The sequence below is a fragment of the Nitrosopumilus sp. S6 genome (assembly GCF_054515815.1).
The window spans coordinates 41,427-61,288 of the sequence record NZ_JBTNRI010000003.1; the positions used below are offsets into that span (position 1 = coordinate 41,427).

A 19,862-nucleotide genomic window follows, 5' to 3' on the forward strand; every position below is an offset into this window, starting at 1 on the left:
GGCTATCTCACTGGGTTGTTGGCGTGCAAACCAATTACTGTTTATCAAATATTTTAAGCCAATAAACGTTACCCCTGACTAATTTTCAAAACTAAGGGAGAAAATTAGCATTGCTGAATCAAACTTGTCAGATGCTAGTAAGAAAGATATGATCAATATTTCAAGATGTTACATATTTTTTTTATGATTTAAAAAAATCAAAAAAAAGACGTTTATAATTTACAAAACAAGTTCTTGTATTGGTGTAACATAACTATATCTGACTAGTACGCAATACTTACCAATATGTCTATTATGTTACCATACTTGTTCACTAAATACACTGCTATGTCAGCGCCACTTAATATCTTATTTTCTGAAATAATAGTATGGAAGATAAAGAAACAAAACCAACATTGCCAAAAGGCCATGACGAGAAAAAAGTAGAGCCAAAGAAAGATGACTCTACAAAAACAGAGAAAAAGGATTAAACCCCTCTCCATTTTTTACATTGATAAAAAAATTATTTGCAAAATTAAAGTAATAATTATAAATTCTGATGTTTATTCATAAGTAATTTTTCATTTTTGGGATCCTATTTGATAACATGGCAGGTGGAAAGTATGAAAAACTATGATTTTCATTTACCTTCTTGTCAGATAAATGCCTGAAGAGAAATTATGCCAATAATTACACTCATTGCAACAAAAATAGATATTGTAATGAGCATGTAACTTTTAGCTTTTTCTTTCTCATGATATTTTCTAGGAGTTATTTTTTTGACAAAAAATACCATAATCATGCCCAAAATAAGACCAATTACATTTTGTGTGGTAAGTAAAAGCGCATTAGTAAAAATATCCAATTCCCATAATGAAAGACCAATTCCCGCAACTGCCAATGGTGGAACCAAGGCAGCAGCAATTGCAACACCTACAAGAATACCAGGTATACTTGAAGACATTGCAACGCCTCCTGCAACACCTAATGCTATTGCCAAAGCTAAGAACACGAAAGACACTTCGGTCCTCAAAATAATCTCTTCAGTAATTGGTAATTCTACAAACTGCGATACTATCAGTGTCAATATTGCAGCAGTGGCAAAAGCTGCAATCAAAAGTAAAATACCATTCAAAGCTGCTTTTGCAATCTTACGTGGCTGTGCAACTGCAACATTAAATGAAAATGCAGTCATAGGTCCAATCAAAGGTGCTAGTAGCATACCACCAATTACAAGTGCAGCATTGTTTGAAAATAGGCCAATTACTGCTGCAATTGATGCAATAACTACCATTACAAACAAATCTTTGTTAAATTCAACAGAAGGCTCTGAGATTGCATGAAACTCTTCAGTTAGTCGTCCTGTATCTTTTTCTTGTTCTTGTTGTTCTAGATTTTCAAGATAATCTGAAAATGACGCATCCAATGTTTGACTAGTAATCATTATCTCTTTTTGCTTGGTATCAAGTATTTTTGATAGTTTTTCTAAAATTGTTCGTGCCGTATTATCTGGTGCAATTGCAGTGTATTCCGATATTTTAAGATCTTCTGCTTGAACTATTTCTTTATAGAATGGTACCTTGAATGATTTGAACACATATTCTATGCTTAATCCCTGAGGTTCATTGGAAGTTAAGATAATTTTTTTCAATAAAGAACAATTCCCTTTTGACCACAATCAAACATAATATTTGAAGTCGTACACACATTGATGGGTTTAGGTGGAAATAAAATCATCTCAAATGTTTAACATTGCACATTTAACGCTAACATAGATGTGATTTACAGTACTATCATGGTAAATTTTTTCAGGACTGACTTTAGAGGATTTACCCATAACAATTAGATCTATTTCATGTGATTTGATATATGATATGATGCATGTTGATGCTACACCACAGTTAGAAATTTTTGAATTACATCGAATGCCTGATTTTTTTGCTAGTTGGTCTAATTCATCTAATTTTTCGTTCATTATTTCATTTCTGTCTTTCATTTTGCTTTTATCAGATTTTGTATCAAAAAATCCAAAGGTGGAGTTTTTTTCCATACAAGCTAGTATGGTGATTTTAGAAGAAAATTTTTTTGCAAGTTGAATTGCACCATTAAATGCCTTAGTTCCAGATTTTGTTCCATCATAGGGTACAAGAATATGTTTAAAGAGTAATTCCATATGTTAAAACCAACTATATTGCATGTTAAACTTGAATATCTCCCATTGTTTATTTTACAAAATTTTCTATATTAACCGACGCTGACATGTTTGTTGATTTGATGTACATATTGAATAACAATACTGACAAAATTGTCACTGAGAACATATGTTAAAACCTAACACATAAGCATAATTCTATTCTTAAGATAAGAAATACTGTATGGATATAGATTCTCATATTGTATATGCAATAATGGATTATTGCATCTTAATTAACTAGAACGACTATCCTATTGTATGACATTTGTTTCAAATGCACTCAAAACAATATTAGATGAGATTAATACTGAACTGATCAACCAAATTTCGTTGGCAAAAAATGTAGATGCCAAAATAGATGCAAGACTACTTTATCACCATTCAAAGACCCTGAATGATGTAATTACAACCTCTGTACTTTCTAATGAAAACAAATTGATGTTGCAGAAATTCTCATCTACTTTAGTACAAGACAATACAACAGTCAAAAGCCTAAGATATGAAAAACAAGACCTTGAAAGAGTCCTTTCTAATCTGACGGGTATCTAAAAACATTATATCATGTTGCTTAGCCTTATGAGGACTTGAAACATACTTTATTAGAAAAGTCTAATGATTTTCAATAACTTTCTATATCGTCATCTTTTCAGTTATCCTCTAAATATTGTGGATCTCTATGATCAATCTCTTTTGATTCGACAATGGGGATAAATTTATGACAATTTGTTCTATCATACATGCCCAAGATCAAGAAGATAGTCAAGGAATCTGGTATTGGTAGTTGTAGGATTCTTTTTACGTGCATCTTTTGCACCTTTTACAAATCTCACAAAAGTTTTCACTTTTATGCTAATGGTTTTATACTCTTTTCTTGGCAGGCTTACTAGTGTTCATCATAGGTATTAACCATTGACTCTGAAAATTTAGAATATTTCTTTTTACGCCTACAGATCTTAATCATATTTAATCTGTTAAATATGATTGTCCCGTACATATTATTGAGGAAGAATGGCAATTGGTTGCACAAATTACAGACATCAAGTGTATAAAATTAGAATCTAGCTTTAAACCAAGTATGACATCCCTGTTACGTATTTTCAAAGTTCTGACAGAAAATGGTGCTAAAGGAAAGACTCAGCTATCACATGATGCCAATCTGAACTATTCAAGACTTGCAAAACATGTTATCTGGATGGAGAACAAAGGCTTCATCAAATCTACAATTAAGGATAATAAAATCAATATCGTCTTGACTAAAAACGGCCACGAATTTTCTCATCTGATTGCAGAGACTGTTTGATAAATTAGTTTTATCTCTGACAGATTTGTCGATAAAAATAACATAAAAGTCAGGCTTACTTAATAGCATAATTAACATACAATTTACTAATGGTCGCCATCCTCAAATTATTCATACTTCCTTCTAACGGTGGCCATTATCTCCATTATGCTTTCATATCTACTAACTAGCGATAAAATATGATCTTGTTTGTTGGAGATTTGTTATATTAAATTTATTTTTGGAAAAAAAGATACGGATCATCATAATGTCAAAATAAAAAAATGATTGAAACTTAAGACCAATACAGGATGTATACTGGTGAAAGTTTCATTAATCATCACAATGGTAAGTGAGTATTTGTAGAACACTGATGATTTTGTATATCTTATTTACATAAACATCTGTTTTCTTAAATTCCATACTTTGCCATGTTTAAGTAGTATATTGTACTAACAACAGTATGGAAACATATCAAACAATGTCTTGGCAAAAATTACAAGATGAATATTATAAAAATATGGAAAAATTTGATGATTCTGTAAATTCCTTAGAAAAGTCTTCAAATGAAATTAAAAAAATATATTCACAAGTAATGGAAAAATCAAAAGATGATTCCACAAAAACTAGAAAAGACTTTGCAACCTTGTGGCTTGCACGTATTGATGTTGAAAACGCCTCTTCATTTTCAGAAATAAAAGATGAATATGATACATTTCTCAAAGGTCCTTTACCCTCTATATCTGATTATAAAAATTTCGAGGCAACATTAAATCATAAATTATGCCAAAAATCAATCAGTTTGTTAGATGCATATGCTGATTCTTTGAAAGGGTTTTATGATGCTTGGAAAGAGACGTGGAAAAACAAAATATAGCAATATTGTTCTAAAATTTGTAGAACTATAGTATTGAATTATTAGATTGTTGCCATTATTTGCTAAACTCCATTACAGTTTTTAAGACATAACAATGCATTGTATGGATGTTATTTGGATTAAACATGTGTAAAACATCTAAGTAAAAAAATGATTGAAACTTAAGACCAAAACAGGGGATGGGTTGGTGAAAGTATCAATCATTATAATAATAACAAATCAGTATTTAGAAAATGCTGACAGTTTTGTATATCTTCCATACATAAACATCAGGCTTTCTTAATAGAATGTCTTATTAAAATAAAGTTATGCCAATAGCAGAAAACTTCCCTGAAGGCCTAAAACCAATTGGAAAGATTAACCATTCTGATGGAGAACACTTTCATTTTATGTGGGGCCCTGGCAGAGCAGATGCTGAAGCATCCAAAAACAAGGAAGTAATAGCAGCATATGCTACAAGGGGAGAAAAACAGGTTCCACTTGGTGTAAGTGGTACAATGATTGCAGTTGATTGGGATTCTTGTGTTGCCGATGGTGCATGTATTGAAGCATGTCCTGTGCAAGTTTTTCAGTGGTATAGAACTGAAAAAGACATCCCAGCAAAAGATGTCATTGGTCAAACTTTTGAAGGAACTGGAAGTGATGTCAAAGATGAACGAAAAGATATGACTGACAAAGCAGATCCAATAAGAGAACATGATTGTATTTGGTGTATGGCCTGTGTTTCTGTATGCCCTCCACAAGCAATCAAGGTAGATCAGGCTAATCAGGAATTTCATGAAAAGGAAGCTGGGACTTTTGTAAAGATGAAATCAGGTTCTGCAAATCCACATGCACATGATTGATCTTGGTACGGTAAAATCAAAGATGACAAACAATATCAAATTAATTTGTAAGCATTGTACGAAATCGTTTGAAGGAACTAATAAAAAATTTTGCTCTCAAGGATGTAGAGATTCATACATTGGCATATTGGAGAAAAGAATGGAAGAAGCAGTAGTAAATGATGCCACTCACACTAGACAACTGAGTGGATATTAGAAAATGAAAACTAGATACAAAATGCTAATTCAATCTCTGTAAACTAAATTTTCTTCAACCCGTTCTAATCTGACGTACATCTAAAAGGACTCCTTAATAGTAAGTTACGCGTAGTTAACACGAATGATTTTTTTGAATTTGGTTCAAATTAACGGCAGTAATATCCGAGTCCATCAGGACTCATTATTTGATTAATTCTAACTGTATTTTTAATCTAAATACAAGACAAAAGTTTTTGTGCATTTTCATATTATCTGCATCTGTATTTGCTATTACAAGTTTTGATTCATTTTCATTTGGAGAAATTTCACTTTATTCATATGATTCTACCATTGCCACAACAGATAGACTACTAATTATGGGAACAATAGAAGGTGACATCCAATCATTCCATCCAATCAAGCTTGTCATTTATGATCCATCTGGAAATGTAGTTTATCGACCAAATGTCCAAATTGATGGCGATGGCAAATTCAAATATTTGATTACTCCTCCTATTCCTAGATTCGATGAAGGACAATATACCATAGAAGCAAGCCAAGAAAATCTTGAAGAAAAAACTCAGATGTATTTCATGGTTTCAAATGACCTCTCTAATGAAGTATTTGATGAAGTATTTGATGAAGATATGGAGACAGAAATTGTGCCTGAATTTGGAACAATCGTAATGATGATTCTAGTTGTGTCAATCACAAGTATAATTATAATTAGTGCCAAAAACAAAATGATGTTCAAATCATTTACTTCAAGTTAAGAAGAAAAGATTGTCTAAATTGAAATAATTGAAAAAGTCTTGATATGGAATTAGTAAAAAATTCAGGTAATAATAAAGAATTTTTTAAATGATTTATTGATTAATTGTTTTGTATCTATCATTCAAAGATTGAATTATCTCATCAATTATTGGTTCTACATTCACAGTAGATTCGGCAGAAATCAATACAAGATAATTGTTAACAGGAATAGTGATTATCTTTATGTTTTTTCTTTTTGAAACTATGTAATCCAACGGACCCAAGACGTCATCAAGATCATTTTTCATAAATAATTCTAGTGCGTGTTCCATACAGATCTTGTATTGGTCTATCTTTGCAATTGGTACTACACCTTTTTTGTAATCTCCTACAACAAGATTGCCCATATTGTCTATGACTCCGACAAATCTAATTTCTGGAAAACTCAGAATATGCTTACTTGTAGATTCCCAATGGGAATTATTTTCAAATGTTGATTTTAACATAACATTACGTGGTTAACATAAGTATTAAGACTTTAAAGGAATGTCTTAGAAAAATCTAAAAATTGATTATGTGTGAATATTAACATCTGTATCCATAAACACGATAAACATCATCAGAATCTTCTGAATAATGTTGTAAAGGATAAACTAAGTCACTTGTCATATCTGAAAAAAATCTTTGCATGTATGAGTCTAGTTTGTTGTATATCTCATTACCTACTAGAATTTGGTTTGCTTTCGCTAATTTTTGGATCTTTGATGCTATGTTCATTGTAGGTCCAAGCAAATCAACAAATGCTTTTTTTTCATCAGAGCCATATCTTACTACTACATTCTTGCCAAAATCAATGCCAATTTTTATGCTAATCTCTGAAAGCCCCACTTTGTCAATTAATATTGGATTGATTCCTTGTGTTACTACCTTTATCATGGATTCTGCACACGCAACTGCATTGTATGCTGCAGGTACTTGATTTGCCTTATCTTCTACAAAATATCCTATAACGGCATCCCCCACAAATTTTAGGACATAACCATCAAACTGTTCAATTACATACGACATTTCTTGAGAAAATGAGCTTAGCATTAGCGAGAGTTTATCAGATGGTAATGTCATGCTCATTTTCGTAGAACCAACAATGTCTACATAAAGTACTGCCATGTTTATTTGTCCAAATACATTTTTTCTCAGAAATTTTTCAGATGAATCAATCACTCTTGTGTATTGATAACCTTTTTCCAATGCATTATTGATTCTGTTTTGAACATTTTTTATCAATGTGTTTGGTTCAATTTTTTCATTGGCCTTCCTGCTCAAAAGAAGGTCTATTATGTTGGGGGTTTGTTTTTCTTTGTCATGTTTGAAACTCATTGATTTTGTAATGTCTAACTAGTATATACAAGATATAGAAATGAGATGTATGATCTTTTGAATACTTGATCAAATTTACTTTTTGAAAAAATATGTTGTACTTGTCAACATTTTCTTTAAAGTTACACTACATTTAATCATGTTTTCTAAGTTCTACAAGAATTTGGTGGAATGTATTTGATTCTTTAGGTTTCTTAATTTTTTTCATGTATGATTTTTTATGATGGAACATTTAATTGAGAAAAACTGATGCTTATGTAAAGAAGATGTACATAATTGTCAGTGTTGTTTAATATTGTATTTTCTGAAATAATGTTGTGACCTGTAGATACTGTGGAAAGGATTTTTACCATCGTGCTAGTTCCTACTGTTCATCTGATTGTGCAATTAATGGATTAGCTGTTGTCCTTTGAATAATTCCAACACTAGATCAAATCTACTTAACAGAAAAAAATTTTTATGTATTTCTGTATTGTTTGTTTTCATATTAGGTGTTTCTTCTATACCTAGTTCATATGCTGATCATACTAATGTTAGTGTGAACATCACTAAGGGGTCTTCAGTACCAGGATGTGAGGAAAATAATACGTGTTTTGATTCTTCACAAATAACAATCGATGTTTTAAGTATAGTAACATGGAAAAATAGTGATAGTACCGCACATACAGTTACATCTACAAATCCCACAGTTCAATCCGACAATATTTTTGATAGTGGTTTAATTATGGCAGGAGATTCTTTCTCTCAAAAGTTTGAGCATGTTGGTACTTTTGATTATACTTGCAATATCCATCCTTGGATGACAGGAGTAATTATTGTGCAGGATACCTTTGATGAAAAATCTGAAAAAACAGATAATTCCAGTTCAACGCAAGAGTCGAAGGATAAATTCCCATTTTCAGGTATTGCTGCAATAATAATTCCATTTACAGATGATAGTCATGATTGTAAAGAGTCTGGAATTTGTTTTATCCCTATGGATTTGACTATAGAAAAAGATACATTGGTAGTGTGGCACAATTTTGATGATTCTCCAAGATCAATAGCAAGTGGTAATCCAATAGATGGTCCAGATGGAGTTTTTGAAAGTGGTATAATAGAACCCGGGGAAATTTTTACTTATAGATTTGAATCCCAGACCATACATGAATATTATGACAAAACATACCATTGGGAAACGGGTAAAATCACTGTAACGGGTAAAATCATAGACAAGGCAGATAGAATGACAATAATTGAAGGCATGTCTTCAGATGGAACAATCATAGTAAACCTCGAAGTGATGAATCCTACTGAAGGAAAAGCAATGGGAATTCATGCAAAATTTACTGATGAACAAGGAGATTTGATTAAGAATCTCAACTATGATCTAACTGCAGTACAAAATGAACATAATGTACTGACAATTGATAATAATCATAGTAATGCAGGAATTGAAGAGTATTGGACTGCTGTTTTACCATCAGGAGATCCTGTCAACGTAAAGATTACGTTACTTGGAATAGGAATTCCTGGACAGGAGAATGATTGGACAGGGCCTAAAGGAGATATAATTATGTTTAATGTCGTACCTGAATTTGGAACAATTGCCATGATGATTCTAGTTGTGTCAATTGTAAGTGTGGTGGGAATTAGTGCCAAAAGTAACTTATCTCTTAAACTATAGGTTGGACATGCCTGTCTATTGAGATATGGGTTATAACACACCATTTAGTATTGTAATTAGGCCCATATTGAGTAAAATTGTCAATCCTAAAGTCATAAAAATTCTAAAATCAAAATCTATCGCGCCTACTTTTGATCCTAGTATGAAAACTCTGATGAGAATAGTGAAATTTATGCTTGAACATCCTTCAGAAGGAAAAACACAGATGGCATTAGATACTAAACTAAACTATACAAGACTTGCAAAACACATTGTCTGGATGGAAAAAAAGGGTCTTGCCAAATCTACAATTTATGATAATAAAATACACATTTCACTAACTAAAGATGGTAGAGACTTTGCAAAAATAATTGCAAAAATTATCTAAAAATCCTAAGACAAGAAGGAAATCTGCAATCTAATTCAATCCGAAGATACAGTTATGGGTTATGCACGTTTTCTCTATGATGAAAAATTAGAGAGTATTTACAACAACTTTCTAATTTCAGTCATCTTCCCAATTATTCTCTAAATATTGTGGAGCTCTATTATCGATCACTTTTGATTCAACAATTGGGATAAATTTGTGGCAATTCGTGCATTCATACATGTCCTTGAGTCCTGCCATCCTAACTTTAGCATCGTGAGTACATGTTTCTTGAGTAAAAATACCGTGGGTCAAAATTATTTTTTATGGCTCCCAATGACAATCACAGTTACATCCTCTCTGACAATGTACTCTCTTACAGTCTGAACAAGTTTTTTGACTATAGGATTTCATTGTATTCATAATGTTAATTGCCCTTTTTACCTAATTAACCTGTACTTGAAGAAACTCTATAAGTAAAATTAACGTAATGTTAGTATCGTAGTGGTGTGAGTTTGCATATCTGTAAAGAAGGACTGAATTGACTACTCAGCTACGTGTAAATTATTATCAAAAATCATCTGTATCTTATATGTTAGTATGACCAATTAATGTATGATAAAAAATATTTTTGCAAGACTGAAAGGAAAACAAGAAAAGACATCAAAAGACGTAAACAAATTCGCTAAATCTGGAAAAACGAAAACAGAGGATCTAGAAAAATAAATGACATATCATTGCAAACACTGCAAATTTACTTGGGACTCCTCTGAAGGTGATATTCGAAAACTTCTTCTTCATGAAAAAACTCATCTGAAAGAAAAGGCAACATCCATTGCAGGAAAAACGACATAAGACATGATTGCAAATGATGATTTGAGATCCTGTGAGAATTGTGGTAATGTGTTCTTAAAAAAAATAGCAACCAAGTTAACAAACAGATGTCCTGCATGTAATGTGTGGAAGAAGGACCTATCTCATGACAGAAATATGTAATAAATGCGGAAAAGAATACAAGGCAATTTGGCATTATTCGACTGACAGCAAGATGACAAATGGATATGCAGAGTTATTATGTTGCAAAGAAAACAACTGAACTTACAACATAAAGTGATGGTTACTTTATAGACTTGATTACATTATAAGTAATGAATGTCATTTGAAGGCCTGTTTTTTATCCCAGAGAATTTTTCTGTAGAACTGATTAGAACGATAATCATCCTTTTTGTGGTTATTGACCCCATTGGAACGATTCCAATCACAATTGGCGTGACCAAAAACATGGAGAAGGGTAAGAGAAGATCATTGTTCAAAAATACTGTTATGGTGGTGGTGATTTTGCTGTTGGTCTTCGCATTTGTAGGAAATGAAATTCTTTCAATTTTTGAGATTCAAATCTCCAGTTTCATGATAGCAGGCGGAGTGTTGCTATTCATCGTTGCCATTGAATTTCTGACCCATGGTGAATGGAGAATGGGTGGAGGCAATATAGAACAAGAGCAAGGTATAGTCCCACTGGCATTTCCATTGCTTTCTGGTCCAGGGGCATTGACTATTGCACTAATATCGTTTCAATCATCTGGAGGTTTGATAACGTTGGTTGCAATCTTGATTGTAACTGTAATAACATATCTTGTGTTGCTATCTGCTGAGCCGATTAACAAAATTCTGGGAAAACGTGGTTCATTAATTGTGACTAGGGTCTTTGCAATTTTTCTGGCGGCTTTTGCAATTCAGTTCATGATAAATGGAATAAGTGAAATCTTTCACTAGATTCATTCGAGTTTCATTGAATGGATTTATATGATTTTTTTGTTGGTTTTTCTATCTAACACTCATGACAAATAGATCAATGATATATGCTAGATTCGCACACTTATACTATGACAAAAACAAAAAAAGAAAAAACACCACAAGTAAACAAGAATAACAAGACAATTCCGGAGAATCTCAAGAAAAAAGAATATTTAGAATCCTATGAATTATTAAAAAAAGATATCAGGACAAGTCAACAAGCATGAGTAAAGCATCCTCAGGATTGCCAAGATACATTTTGAAAATTGAGGCCAAATGACACTTGTAAATGGTGTTTGGTATGACACTGAGCTGAACTACAAGTATGGAGACCACACGTTTGAATTATTGCCAAATAGTGATGACATCTCAATTGTAAAATGCTCAACATGTCTAGAGTCAAGGATGTATCTTTCTTTGATGAATATTGAAGTATGCAAGAGGATTAAATCATGGTGACTAAATAAGTGCAAACCATAAGGGAATTAGATATAGAATCTACTTCTAAAATCAAATTGACTGGAGATGATTTTGTTTTGGTTGGAATGAACTACAACTATTTCATGATTCCAAGATTGGCATATCCTAGAGAAAATCTTGAAATGTTAAAACAACAAATTCTTGACAATCAGGAGATGGTAGCAGAGTTAAAGACAATATGGGGTAAAGACGAACAGGGAATAATTGCTGATGAAGTTTTACAAATAATAGAAAAATATTTTGGTAAAAAAGCGAAAGAAAATGTGAGTGTTGTAGAATAGAATGACTTTGGATCATACTGCTGGCAAAACCAAATTGAGTGAAGAGAGAGTAATACATACTACAGAATACGTGCACAAAGACATACCTGATGGAACTGAAGTTTGTATACTAAAACGTCCATTAACACTTGAGGAATGGAATCAGATTCTGCAAAACCATGAGATAGTTACAAAAATGACTGAACAGCAGGATAATTCAAAGCAAAATCCTAATGAGCATATGCAGAAGATTAATTCTACAATAGAATATGGGGAAAACAAAATCATGCAGATCCAAAAAAGGATCTCAATAAACGAAGTAAATCAGGAATCAATGGAATCTCATTCAGATTATGACTACAAAGACTTGCTCAAGGAACTAAACGAGTCAGAAAAGGAACACAAAAAAGATTTGAGGTTATTTCTTGACTTGCTTTGCAAATATAAAATCACAAGCAAATGAATTGTGAAATATACTCTGTCCTGGGACTAATGGAATTCAGTAGGTTTTATTATTCAGTCCACCAATGATGCTTTTTTTCTACATTGTGGTGCAGGAATTGGTGCAATAGTTTCTTGAGATGAGAAATATCCAATATCCTATCACACTTACAATTCCAATAATTTTTGTATTGTATTTTTTCTATTACGTAATGTTACAGTTGATACTCCAGAAATTTTTGAGAATGTTCTCTGTGGAATATTTTCTCCCATCAGCATAGATGCAAGATATAGTGATGCAGCTGCCTGTCCTATAGGATTCTTTCCAGCAGCAGAACCACGTTTTTCAACATCTGATAATATTTTCAAAGCATAACGTTTGGTTTTCTCAGAAAATCCTAGATCATTGGATAATTTAGTTAGAAATGAAGATATATTGTATTGAGGCAGTACAAGTCCAAATTCATTAATTAAAACTCTGACTGATTTTTGTAGATGTTTCTTTGTAATGTTGGCAATTTCAGAAATATCCTCCAGACTTCTAGGAGTCATAGTTTGTCTGCATGAAACATACAAAGCTGCTGCCATCAAATCATTGGAACTTCTTCCTCGAATCAATTGATGCTTTTGTGCCCTTCTAAATAGTGACGATGTACCTTCTATTGTATTCTCAGATATGCCTAGCTTTCCTTTTAATCCATTTAGAAAATTTAGAGATTTTACAAGTGTTCTTTCTGATGATTTTCTTGTTTTACTTCTACTATCTAATACTCTTAGTCGATTAAATCTTGATTTGTTAAATGAACTTAGTGATTTGCCTGTAGCATCTTTATCTTTTCCAATGATAGATGACATTCCTTTGTCATGTATTGCAAGGGATTGCTTTGAACCAACTTGACTCTTACTCATGAAATCCTCTAAACTGTGAACAGACGTTTCATTATGATTATCTAATTTTTCTTCAATAACTGTGCCACAATTTGCACAAAAAATTTCTCCATTAACTGTATCTGTGATTAATTTACTATAGTTGCAATTATGAATTTGATACTTTTGTAACATGTATTACATGCATGTTTTTGTCTTTTAAACCCCAACAAAATTAGTTCTAGCTACTATCAACACAAAATAAAACCAAATTAATTACATCTTATTGAAATTCCTAGAATAAAATGATCTTTTTTAGGATTTATTTAGATTATATTCTGATTCTATAGAATAAGAACAATATTTCCAAGAGTACATCTCATAGTGAGCTATTTTTCATCTTATCTGCTTCATGCACAAATCTCAACATCCAACATAAAGTCTGAAATGGATAAAGTTTTTCCACAATATGGGCATTTATTAGAAAAATTACGCATACAGTCTTTTACAGATCTAAGTTTGATCATATTTTTAATTATTTTTCCACAATTTCCACATACAATGTCTACTATCAAGAGTAAACAATAACAAAAATGAGTTATACTGTGACCTATGTATTAATTGCCACACATGACTTAAACTGAATCAACCATTCAATGTTAAATCAAAACAAAAATCATCTGTATCTTATATGTTAGTATGACCAATTAATGTATGATAAAAAATACATTACTAAAACAAGAAAGTAAATGCAACTATCAATCAACCAATAATTCTTTGTGCGGGCGAATCTAATAGAATGAATGATTACTCCTGTACATGTAACTGTGGTTGCAAGAATTCAACTGGTGAATATGCCTGCAATGACTGTATGGTGAATCTTTGTAAGGTAAAACTCGAAATGACTGTGATAGGTGCATAATGAAACCCAGAAATAAGCTCATGGGATATGGTTTATACTTCTCCAGCATAAGTGCAGTTGTTATTACTACGTGGGTCTCAACTATATGAAAAAATATTCAAAATAGATTTGTTACAAGAAACATTTCCTATAATCTTCTTTTGATGTGTGATGTTTAAAAGGACTCCTTAATAGTAAGTTACGCGTAGTTAATACGAATGATTTTTTTGAATTTGGTTCAAATTAACGGCAGTAATATCCGAGTCCATCAGGACTCATTATTTGATTAATTCTAACTGTATTTTTAATCTAAATACAAGACAAAAAATTCTATGCTTTTCAATATTGCTTGTAACAATATTTACTGCTACTAATTTTCACACATTTGCATTTGCAGAAGAGCCAGTTAGTCCAAAGGCTGAATTGAGTATTGGTGCAAATCATCTTGGCTCTATGGTAAAAACTCAGACTCTTTCTGATGATGGATCTGTTTGGATATTTGTTACAGCTTCAGAACCTGTAGAACGTGAACATATGACAATTAATGTGAGATTCACTGATAAGAATGGACAAGAATTAACTGATGTAAATTATGATATTTTAGCATCTCAAAATGATAAAGTCATTTTGTACAAAACAATGATAAATCAACAAATGGGTATTCGTGACCATCTTACACAAGCATTACCTAGTAATGATAATGTGAGTATTTCCCTCACATTACACGGAATTGGAGTTGATTCCTTAACTACATTGGATGGAGAATCTATTGAAATTAACATCGTTCCTGAATTTGGGACAATTGCCATGATGATCCTAATTGTTTCAATCACAAGTGTAATTATAATTAGTGCCAAAAACAAAATGATGTTCAAATCATTTACTTCAAGTTAAGAAGAAAAGAATGTCTAAATTGAAAATAACCCTTGTCTTGATTCCTGTTGTACTGTTGTTGGTAGGAGGTTTCAGCTCTTACTCGTATGCAGAATCTGTTCCTTCCTGGATAAAAAATACTGCCATGTGGTTTGGAGAAGATATGGTATCTGAACAAGAATTCCTAAATGCTATAAAATATTTAATTGAAAATAATATCATCACAATAGACAAGATAAAAGATAAAATCATTGTAGATCCTGTCATTTTGACACCTGATGAATCATTTAATGATCCAAGAATAACACAATGTAATATTTTACATTCTTCCTATGTGGTTTTAGAGTATACTCAATTCCAAGATAAACATTCTCACATAGCTTATCTGTATGATTGTGTGGATCTCTACAATGACAAAGTCTGGCATTATCAGGGGGATGACAGAAACGAAAGGATTTACAATAAATTCATTGAAATTCATAAGCAAAATCTTGCACTTCCTTCACGAATTCCAATAGAACCGTATACTGAAGTTCGCTCAACAGAACAACTCTATTCTGAAACATTTATGGTTCAATTTGATATTTGTGCAGGAGATCTAATTTTGGATAAAGCCAAAGTTTTGGTAAAATCTGATATGGAAATAATTCTAGTTGGTTCTGATAAAGATATCATGCCAAACTCTTGTCGAAACTATGAAACTAAAATTTATTCTACACATTTGAACCATATAGAAATTGAAATAATTGAAAAGGTTTTGGTAGAAAATTAATTAAATTATTTGAATAAGGAAAACAGTGACTATGAATTCTAAAATGTACATCAATATAAAAAAATTAATTCATATATTTTTACATTATAACATACAAGAAAAATATTGCTGGTGGAAGAGAACATAATTTTACGAAAAAGTATTATCAGTTTAAATTTTCTTACATTCACATTTTTGCTGTTTTTCAAACCTGGGGAATTTGAGTTTATGGCATATTTGACAATATAGTTGATTTGACATGTATTTAGAATGTATGCAAAGTATAAAGAGTGTTGTATGTGCCTACAAATTTAAAATTAATTTTTGAATTATCTCATTGTGAACTAATTAAGCCATTCATATCAAGTATGTTGCCACAATTTTGACACTCCCATTTTTCATCTAAATTATTTTTAACATTGACCATATTCTTTAATGCGTTACAGACCTTACAACGAGTGACTATGTTTTTTAAATGAGTTTTTTCATGATCACGTACTTTGTCAAAAGTATGTGAGGTCCCTTCCCAATGAAAACTACATGTTTTGCATTGATATTTCATTTATTTTTTTAAATCCTTTTTATTATTTTTCTGAGTTTCTTTGAATCCATTTACATCTTCAGAGTGTGTTGTCTTACAAGATCCAAACCTTAGTTTTTCAATTATTTTTTTGAACATACTTTATCTTGTTTCTCCATGATATATACTGGCGTAATTTTTTAATTCACGCCTAAATTTCTATATACTTTTTTATTAACTATAAATTTAATACGCAGGTATATATTGATCATAACATTCTATATAGTATGGAAAATAAAGAAACTAACCCAACAATAGTAGTCGGCAACGACGAGAAAAAAGAAGAGCCAAAGAAAGACGACACTTCTAAAAAAGACAAATAGAATTTAGAACTTTCCCATCTTTTACATGGGTTACTAATCATCAAATTATAATGAATCAGCAATTAATTACATCAATAACAATAGAAAAAGAATTATCAGAAATGAATCGTTTGAAAAGACTAGAATTGGAATTTCTATTTTTTAGATCTAAAATGGATAACTCTATGTTTCAAAAATTTCATGATGCACTACCTGATGAAAATCACATTTTAGAAAAAATTAATTATGAAATTGAAAATTTTAATGAAGTAATTGAACATTAGTGTGTGCTAATTTTACACACCTTTAATACAAACGACAATATAATGAAATTATGAAAGTAACCTCTTGTAGAAAATGCGGATACAGACTTGAAGTATATCAAAACTGTCCTGAATGTAAAAAGCCAATAGAGTTTATTTGCCACAACTGCAGTATTAACACAGACAAAGAAATTCATTCTGATTGTATTGCTAAAAGAATTCCTATAACGGCTTAAGCGAAAATCTTTGACAGTAACTACGACAATTAAAAAAACAAAAATATTTTGTAATTACTGTCATGCCTCTAGATTTGTAACTGATGAAATCCTTGGAGAGACTATTTGTTCAAGTTGCGGCTTTGTAATTTCAGAAAATGCTGAATATAGAGGAATGGGTCGTCGATTCATTTCAAGTCCATCTGATAATGCTAGAACTGGTCCTGGATTGACACTTAAAATGCATGATAAGGGACTAAATACCGTAATAGGTGTACAGAATCGAGATTCAGTCGGCAAGCCTCTACCTGTAAAAACTGTTCAGGCATTTGGAAGATTACGAAAATGGGATAGCAGATCTAAGACAAAAAATTCTGCAGACAAGAATCTCAGGTTTGCACTTGTTGAATTTGATAAGGTACAATCAAAATTAGGACTGTCTGATACCATCGTTGAACGGGCATCACTGTTTTATCGAAAAGCTATAAAGAGAAATCTTATTCGTGGAAGAACCGTAAAATCTGTTGCAGCAGCATGTTTGTATGCCGCATGTAGGGATTTGGGTCATGATAGATCTCTGACAGAAATAGCCAGTCAATTTATGATTAAAAGAAAAGAAATCTCACGGGCTTATCGGATGTTGTTTCAAGAATTGGGATTTGTAGTAAATATAGCAAATCCAATAAAATCAATCTCCAAGATTATCAGTAAACTTGAATTATCTGAAAAAACGAGTCGTAAAGCAACACAAATTTTAACTGCAGCCCAAGATGCAGGAATTACCTTTGGTAAAAACCCCGAAATCTTGGCAGCATCTGTAATTTATGCAGCATGTGTGATTACAGGAGAACTGAAATCCCAAACAGAAGTTGCAAAAGCTGCAAACACTAGTACGGTTTCAATAAGAAATAGAATCCGTGAATTCAAAATAAAGTTGGGGTTGTTTTCAACAATCAACTAACGGAGACTGATTAATTGACAGAAAAACAAAAAGATCAAAACGTCATTAATGGAATAACTTTGCTAAACATCTGTGCAATATGTCACAATACCTTCAAGCCTGTAAACAGCATGATTGGTGAATCATCATGTGGCAAGTGTTCACAGTAAATTAATTAAAAAATATCCGGATAAAATTATTTTTAAATTGTTTCTGGAGTCTTTTTTTGTGTCCATGCTAGTTCATTGATTTGATGACATTTACAATCAGATGCCTTTGTTTTACAATTCACTTGATGTAATGGTTTTTTACATTTGTTACACGCAGGATCTCTCCAACTTGCCTGATTTCCGCAATTTGCACAGTACAAATTTAATTTCTCCCACACAAAGAATTATTGGTTGATTGATAGTTGCATTTACTTTCTTGTTTTAGTAATGTATTTTTTATCATACATTAATTGGTCATACTAACATATAAGATACAGATGATTTTTGATAGCAATTTACACGTAGCTGAGTAGTCAATTCAGTCCTTCTTTACAGATATGCAAACTCACACCACTACGATACTAACATTACGTTAATTTTGTTTAAAGAGATTTGCCAAATCACAGGTTAATTAGGATGAAACAACTATCAATACTATGAACACAATGCCGTCCAATTTTCAAAAAACATGCTCTGATTGTAAGAGAGTTAATTGCCAAAAAGGATGTAATTGTGATTGTCATTGGGAGCCATAAATATGGCTCAAACTCATAATGATTGTATTTTCAATCAGGTAGATTAACAGATAAAATTATGTTGTTTAATTTTGAAAATACATTTCTTCAAATTCTTGATTTATCAGTAATTGCAATTATTGTAAGTTCTGTTACTGCAACTATACTTGCCGTAATGGTTGTAATTACTTGGAAAAACATTCATGAAAGTACCAACACAACCTACTCTCAATTACTTCGAGGATTTCATGAAGATTTGACAAATCGTCTTAACAAAAACTCTATTCTTAAAACTACGGATGATTGTAAGAGATATGCAAATGATTATCTGAATACTGTAGATGAAATAGCCTTCTTAGATGATGCTGGAAAAATCCCAAAAGGAATTGCTACCTATCTTGAACGATTTTTTGCTTATGGTTTGAACATTATTAATTGGTATGATGATATGGTTGGAGAGGATTTTCTAGACACTGCCAAAAAAAACTGGCCAAATTATTTCCAATATTGTGAAAAACACAAAATTCATCTTAATCCTGATGACAAACTCCCAAAAATTATGTTGGATTATAACAACTTACAAGATAATGAATGATTATCTAGTATCTGTGTAATTGAAACTTTTTCTTGCATTTACCACAAAACTTTTGTTTTGTTTTTTTACTTTCAACACCTAAGATAGAACCACATCTGTCACATTTTTTCTTAGCCATAAATTATTTCTCAATTTCTACTAGAATGTTTATCGCTCCAATCCGAAATAAACAAACAATATGGATAATCCTAACAATGTCATAATTATAATAATATTGGATGATTGATCACGATTCCAAAGTTTTGATCTAAACAATTATGAAAACACCATTTCTACAATATTTGAAAAATTTCTTAGAGAATCTATCTTGATAATATTTTTCTCTGATTCTGAATAGTTACAGATGCAAGCGTAATCATTCATTAATTGAGCCTAGACAGACT

The 19,862-nt window shown here is 31.6% G+C and carries 26 protein-coding genes; 20 read left to right on the top strand and 6 right to left on the bottom strand.

The window, feature by feature from the left end:
- Positions 1–634: 634 nt before the first annotated feature.
- A complete protein-coding gene (locus tag ACX12B_RS02865; protein ID WP_459352547.1) occupies positions 635–1,630 on the bottom strand; it encodes a TIGR00341 family protein in 996 nt (331 codons plus the stop codon).
- 87 nt (positions 1,631–1,717) lie between these two features.
- The gene (locus tag ACX12B_RS02870; RefSeq protein WP_459352548.1) at positions 1,718–2,152 is read right to left on the bottom strand and encodes a universal stress protein; all 435 of its coding nucleotides are present in this window, start codon (positions 2,150–2,152) and stop codon (positions 1,718–1,720) included.
- Positions 2,153–2,431: 279 nt separating this feature from the next.
- On the opposite strand from ACX12B_RS02870, the gene ACX12B_RS02875 reads away from it, so the two are divergent.
- The 6 genes from ACX12B_RS02875 (at position 2,432) to ACX12B_RS02900 (ending at position 6,124) form a co-directional block, all read left to right on the top strand.
- Complete coding sequence (locus tag ACX12B_RS02875; RefSeq protein ID WP_459352549.1) at positions 2,432–2,722, top strand: hypothetical protein; 291 nt, start codon at positions 2,432–2,434, stop codon at positions 2,720–2,722.
- 466 nt (positions 2,723–3,188) lie between these two features.
- Entirely contained in the window at positions 3,189–3,473 is a 285-nt protein-coding gene (locus ACX12B_RS02880; protein ID WP_459352550.1) for a winged helix-turn-helix domain-containing protein, read from the top strand.
- A 442-nt stretch (positions 3,474–3,915) separates the two neighbouring features.
- A complete protein-coding gene (locus ACX12B_RS02885; RefSeq protein ID WP_459352551.1) occupies positions 3,916–4,329 on the top strand; it encodes a hypothetical protein in 414 nt (137 codons plus the stop codon).
- A 308-nt stretch (positions 4,330–4,637) separates the two neighbouring features.
- Complete coding sequence (locus ACX12B_RS02890) at positions 4,638–5,174, top strand: 4Fe-4S dicluster domain-containing protein (RefSeq protein WP_459352552.1); 537 nt, start codon at positions 4,638–4,640, stop codon at positions 5,172–5,174.
- Positions 5,167–5,370 (top strand): hypothetical protein, encoded by a 204-nt coding sequence (locus tag ACX12B_RS02895; RefSeq protein ID WP_459352553.1) that lies wholly within the window; start codon positions 5,167–5,169, stop codon positions 5,368–5,370. Before ACX12B_RS02890 ends, ACX12B_RS02895 begins: the two co-directional genes overlap by 8 nt.
- A gap of 235 nt (positions 5,371–5,605) precedes the next feature.
- Positions 5,606–6,124 (top strand): PEFG-CTERM sorting domain-containing protein, encoded by a 519-nt coding sequence (locus ACX12B_RS02900; protein ID WP_459352554.1) that lies wholly within the window; start codon positions 5,606–5,608, stop codon positions 6,122–6,124.
- Positions 6,125–6,217: 93 nt separating this feature from the next.
- Here the strand turns inward: ACX12B_RS02900 and ACX12B_RS02905 are convergent, their stop codons facing one another.
- Together ACX12B_RS02905 and ACX12B_RS02910 are read right to left on the bottom strand one after the other, a co-directional pair.
- Positions 6,218–6,610, bottom strand: coding sequence for a DUF6659 family protein (locus tag ACX12B_RS02905; protein WP_459352555.1), 393 nt, complete (start codon positions 6,608–6,610; stop codon positions 6,218–6,220).
- A 79-nt stretch (positions 6,611–6,689) separates the two neighbouring features.
- Complete coding sequence (locus ACX12B_RS02910; RefSeq protein ID WP_459352556.1) at positions 6,690–7,481, bottom strand: adenylate/guanylate cyclase domain-containing protein; 792 nt, start codon at positions 7,479–7,481, stop codon at positions 6,690–6,692.
- Positions 7,482–7,890: 409 nt separating this feature from the next.
- On the opposite strand from ACX12B_RS02910, the gene ACX12B_RS02915 reads away from it, so the two are divergent.
- From ACX12B_RS02915 to ACX12B_RS02945, 7 genes are all read left to right on the top strand, one after another.
- Entirely contained in the window at positions 7,891–9,147 is a 1,257-nt protein-coding gene (locus tag ACX12B_RS02915) for a cupredoxin domain-containing protein (protein ID WP_459352557.1), read from the top strand.
- A gap of 25 nt (positions 9,148–9,172) precedes the next feature.
- The gene (locus ACX12B_RS02920) at positions 9,173–9,514 is read left to right on the top strand and encodes a hypothetical protein (RefSeq protein WP_459352558.1); all 342 of its coding nucleotides are present in this window, start codon (positions 9,173–9,175) and stop codon (positions 9,512–9,514) included.
- 1,131 nt (positions 9,515–10,645) lie between these two features.
- Positions 10,646–11,266: a MarC family protein gene (locus ACX12B_RS02925; RefSeq protein WP_459352559.1), complete on the top strand. Its 621-nt coding sequence runs from the start codon at positions 10,646–10,648 to the stop codon at positions 11,264–11,266.
- 110 nt (positions 11,267–11,376) lie between these two features.
- On the top strand, positions 11,377–11,514 hold the full coding sequence (locus ACX12B_RS02930; protein WP_459352560.1) for a hypothetical protein: 138 nt from the start codon (positions 11,377–11,379) through the stop codon (positions 11,512–11,514).
- A gap of 49 nt (positions 11,515–11,563) precedes the next feature.
- On the top strand, positions 11,564–11,746 hold the full coding sequence (locus tag ACX12B_RS02935) for a hypothetical protein (protein WP_459352561.1): 183 nt from the start codon (positions 11,564–11,566) through the stop codon (positions 11,744–11,746).
- Positions 11,747–11,754: 8 nt separating this feature from the next.
- On the top strand, positions 11,755–12,048 hold the full coding sequence (locus ACX12B_RS02940) for a hypothetical protein (RefSeq protein ID WP_459352562.1): 294 nt from the start codon (positions 11,755–11,757) through the stop codon (positions 12,046–12,048).
- A gap of 34 nt (positions 12,049–12,082) precedes the next feature.
- On the top strand, positions 12,083–12,490 hold the full coding sequence (locus tag ACX12B_RS02945; RefSeq protein WP_459352563.1) for a hypothetical protein: 408 nt from the start codon (positions 12,083–12,085) through the stop codon (positions 12,488–12,490).
- Positions 12,491–12,636: 146 nt separating this feature from the next.
- Here the strand turns inward: ACX12B_RS02945 and ACX12B_RS02950 are convergent, their stop codons facing one another.
- Positions 12,637–13,530, bottom strand: a complete 894-nt coding sequence (locus tag ACX12B_RS02950; protein ID WP_459352564.1) for a transcription initiation factor IIB — start codon at positions 13,528–13,530, stop codon at positions 12,637–12,639.
- A 1,051-nt stretch (positions 13,531–14,581) separates the two neighbouring features.
- Between ACX12B_RS02950 and ACX12B_RS02955 the strand changes: the two genes are divergently transcribed.
- From ACX12B_RS02955 to ACX12B_RS02980, 6 genes are all read left to right on the top strand, one after another.
- Complete coding sequence (locus ACX12B_RS02955; protein WP_459352565.1) at positions 14,582–15,130, top strand: PEFG-CTERM sorting domain-containing protein; 549 nt, start codon at positions 14,582–14,584, stop codon at positions 15,128–15,130.
- Positions 15,131–15,149: 19 nt separating this feature from the next.
- On the top strand, positions 15,150–15,881 hold the full coding sequence (locus tag ACX12B_RS02960) for a hypothetical protein (protein ID WP_459352566.1): 732 nt from the start codon (positions 15,150–15,152) through the stop codon (positions 15,879–15,881).
- 932 nt (positions 15,882–16,813) lie between these two features.
- Positions 16,814–17,026: a hypothetical protein gene (locus ACX12B_RS02965; protein WP_459352567.1), complete on the top strand. Its 213-nt coding sequence runs from the start codon at positions 16,814–16,816 to the stop codon at positions 17,024–17,026.
- Positions 17,027–17,076: 50 nt separating this feature from the next.
- Positions 17,077–17,241, top strand: coding sequence for a hypothetical protein (locus tag ACX12B_RS02970; RefSeq protein WP_459352568.1), 165 nt, complete (start codon positions 17,077–17,079; stop codon positions 17,239–17,241).
- Between the two features lie 10 nt (positions 17,242–17,251).
- Positions 17,252–18,181 (top strand): transcription initiation factor IIB, encoded by a 930-nt coding sequence (locus ACX12B_RS02975; protein ID WP_459352569.1) that lies wholly within the window; start codon positions 17,252–17,254, stop codon positions 18,179–18,181.
- Positions 18,182–18,195: 14 nt separating this feature from the next.
- The gene (locus ACX12B_RS02980; protein ID WP_459352570.1) at positions 18,196–18,330 is read left to right on the top strand and encodes a hypothetical protein; all 135 of its coding nucleotides are present in this window, start codon (positions 18,196–18,198) and stop codon (positions 18,328–18,330) included.
- Between the two features lie 32 nt (positions 18,331–18,362).
- On the opposite strand, the gene ACX12B_RS02985 is transcribed toward ACX12B_RS02980, so the two are convergent.
- Entirely contained in the window at positions 18,363–18,530 is a 168-nt protein-coding gene (locus ACX12B_RS02985; RefSeq protein ID WP_459352571.1) for a hypothetical protein, read from the bottom strand.
- 397 nt (positions 18,531–18,927) lie between these two features.
- Between ACX12B_RS02985 and ACX12B_RS02990 the strand changes: the two genes are divergently transcribed.
- Positions 18,928–19,479, top strand: coding sequence for a hypothetical protein (locus tag ACX12B_RS02990; protein ID WP_459352572.1), 552 nt, complete (start codon positions 18,928–18,930; stop codon positions 19,477–19,479).
- Positions 19,480–19,862 lie beyond the last annotated feature (383 nt).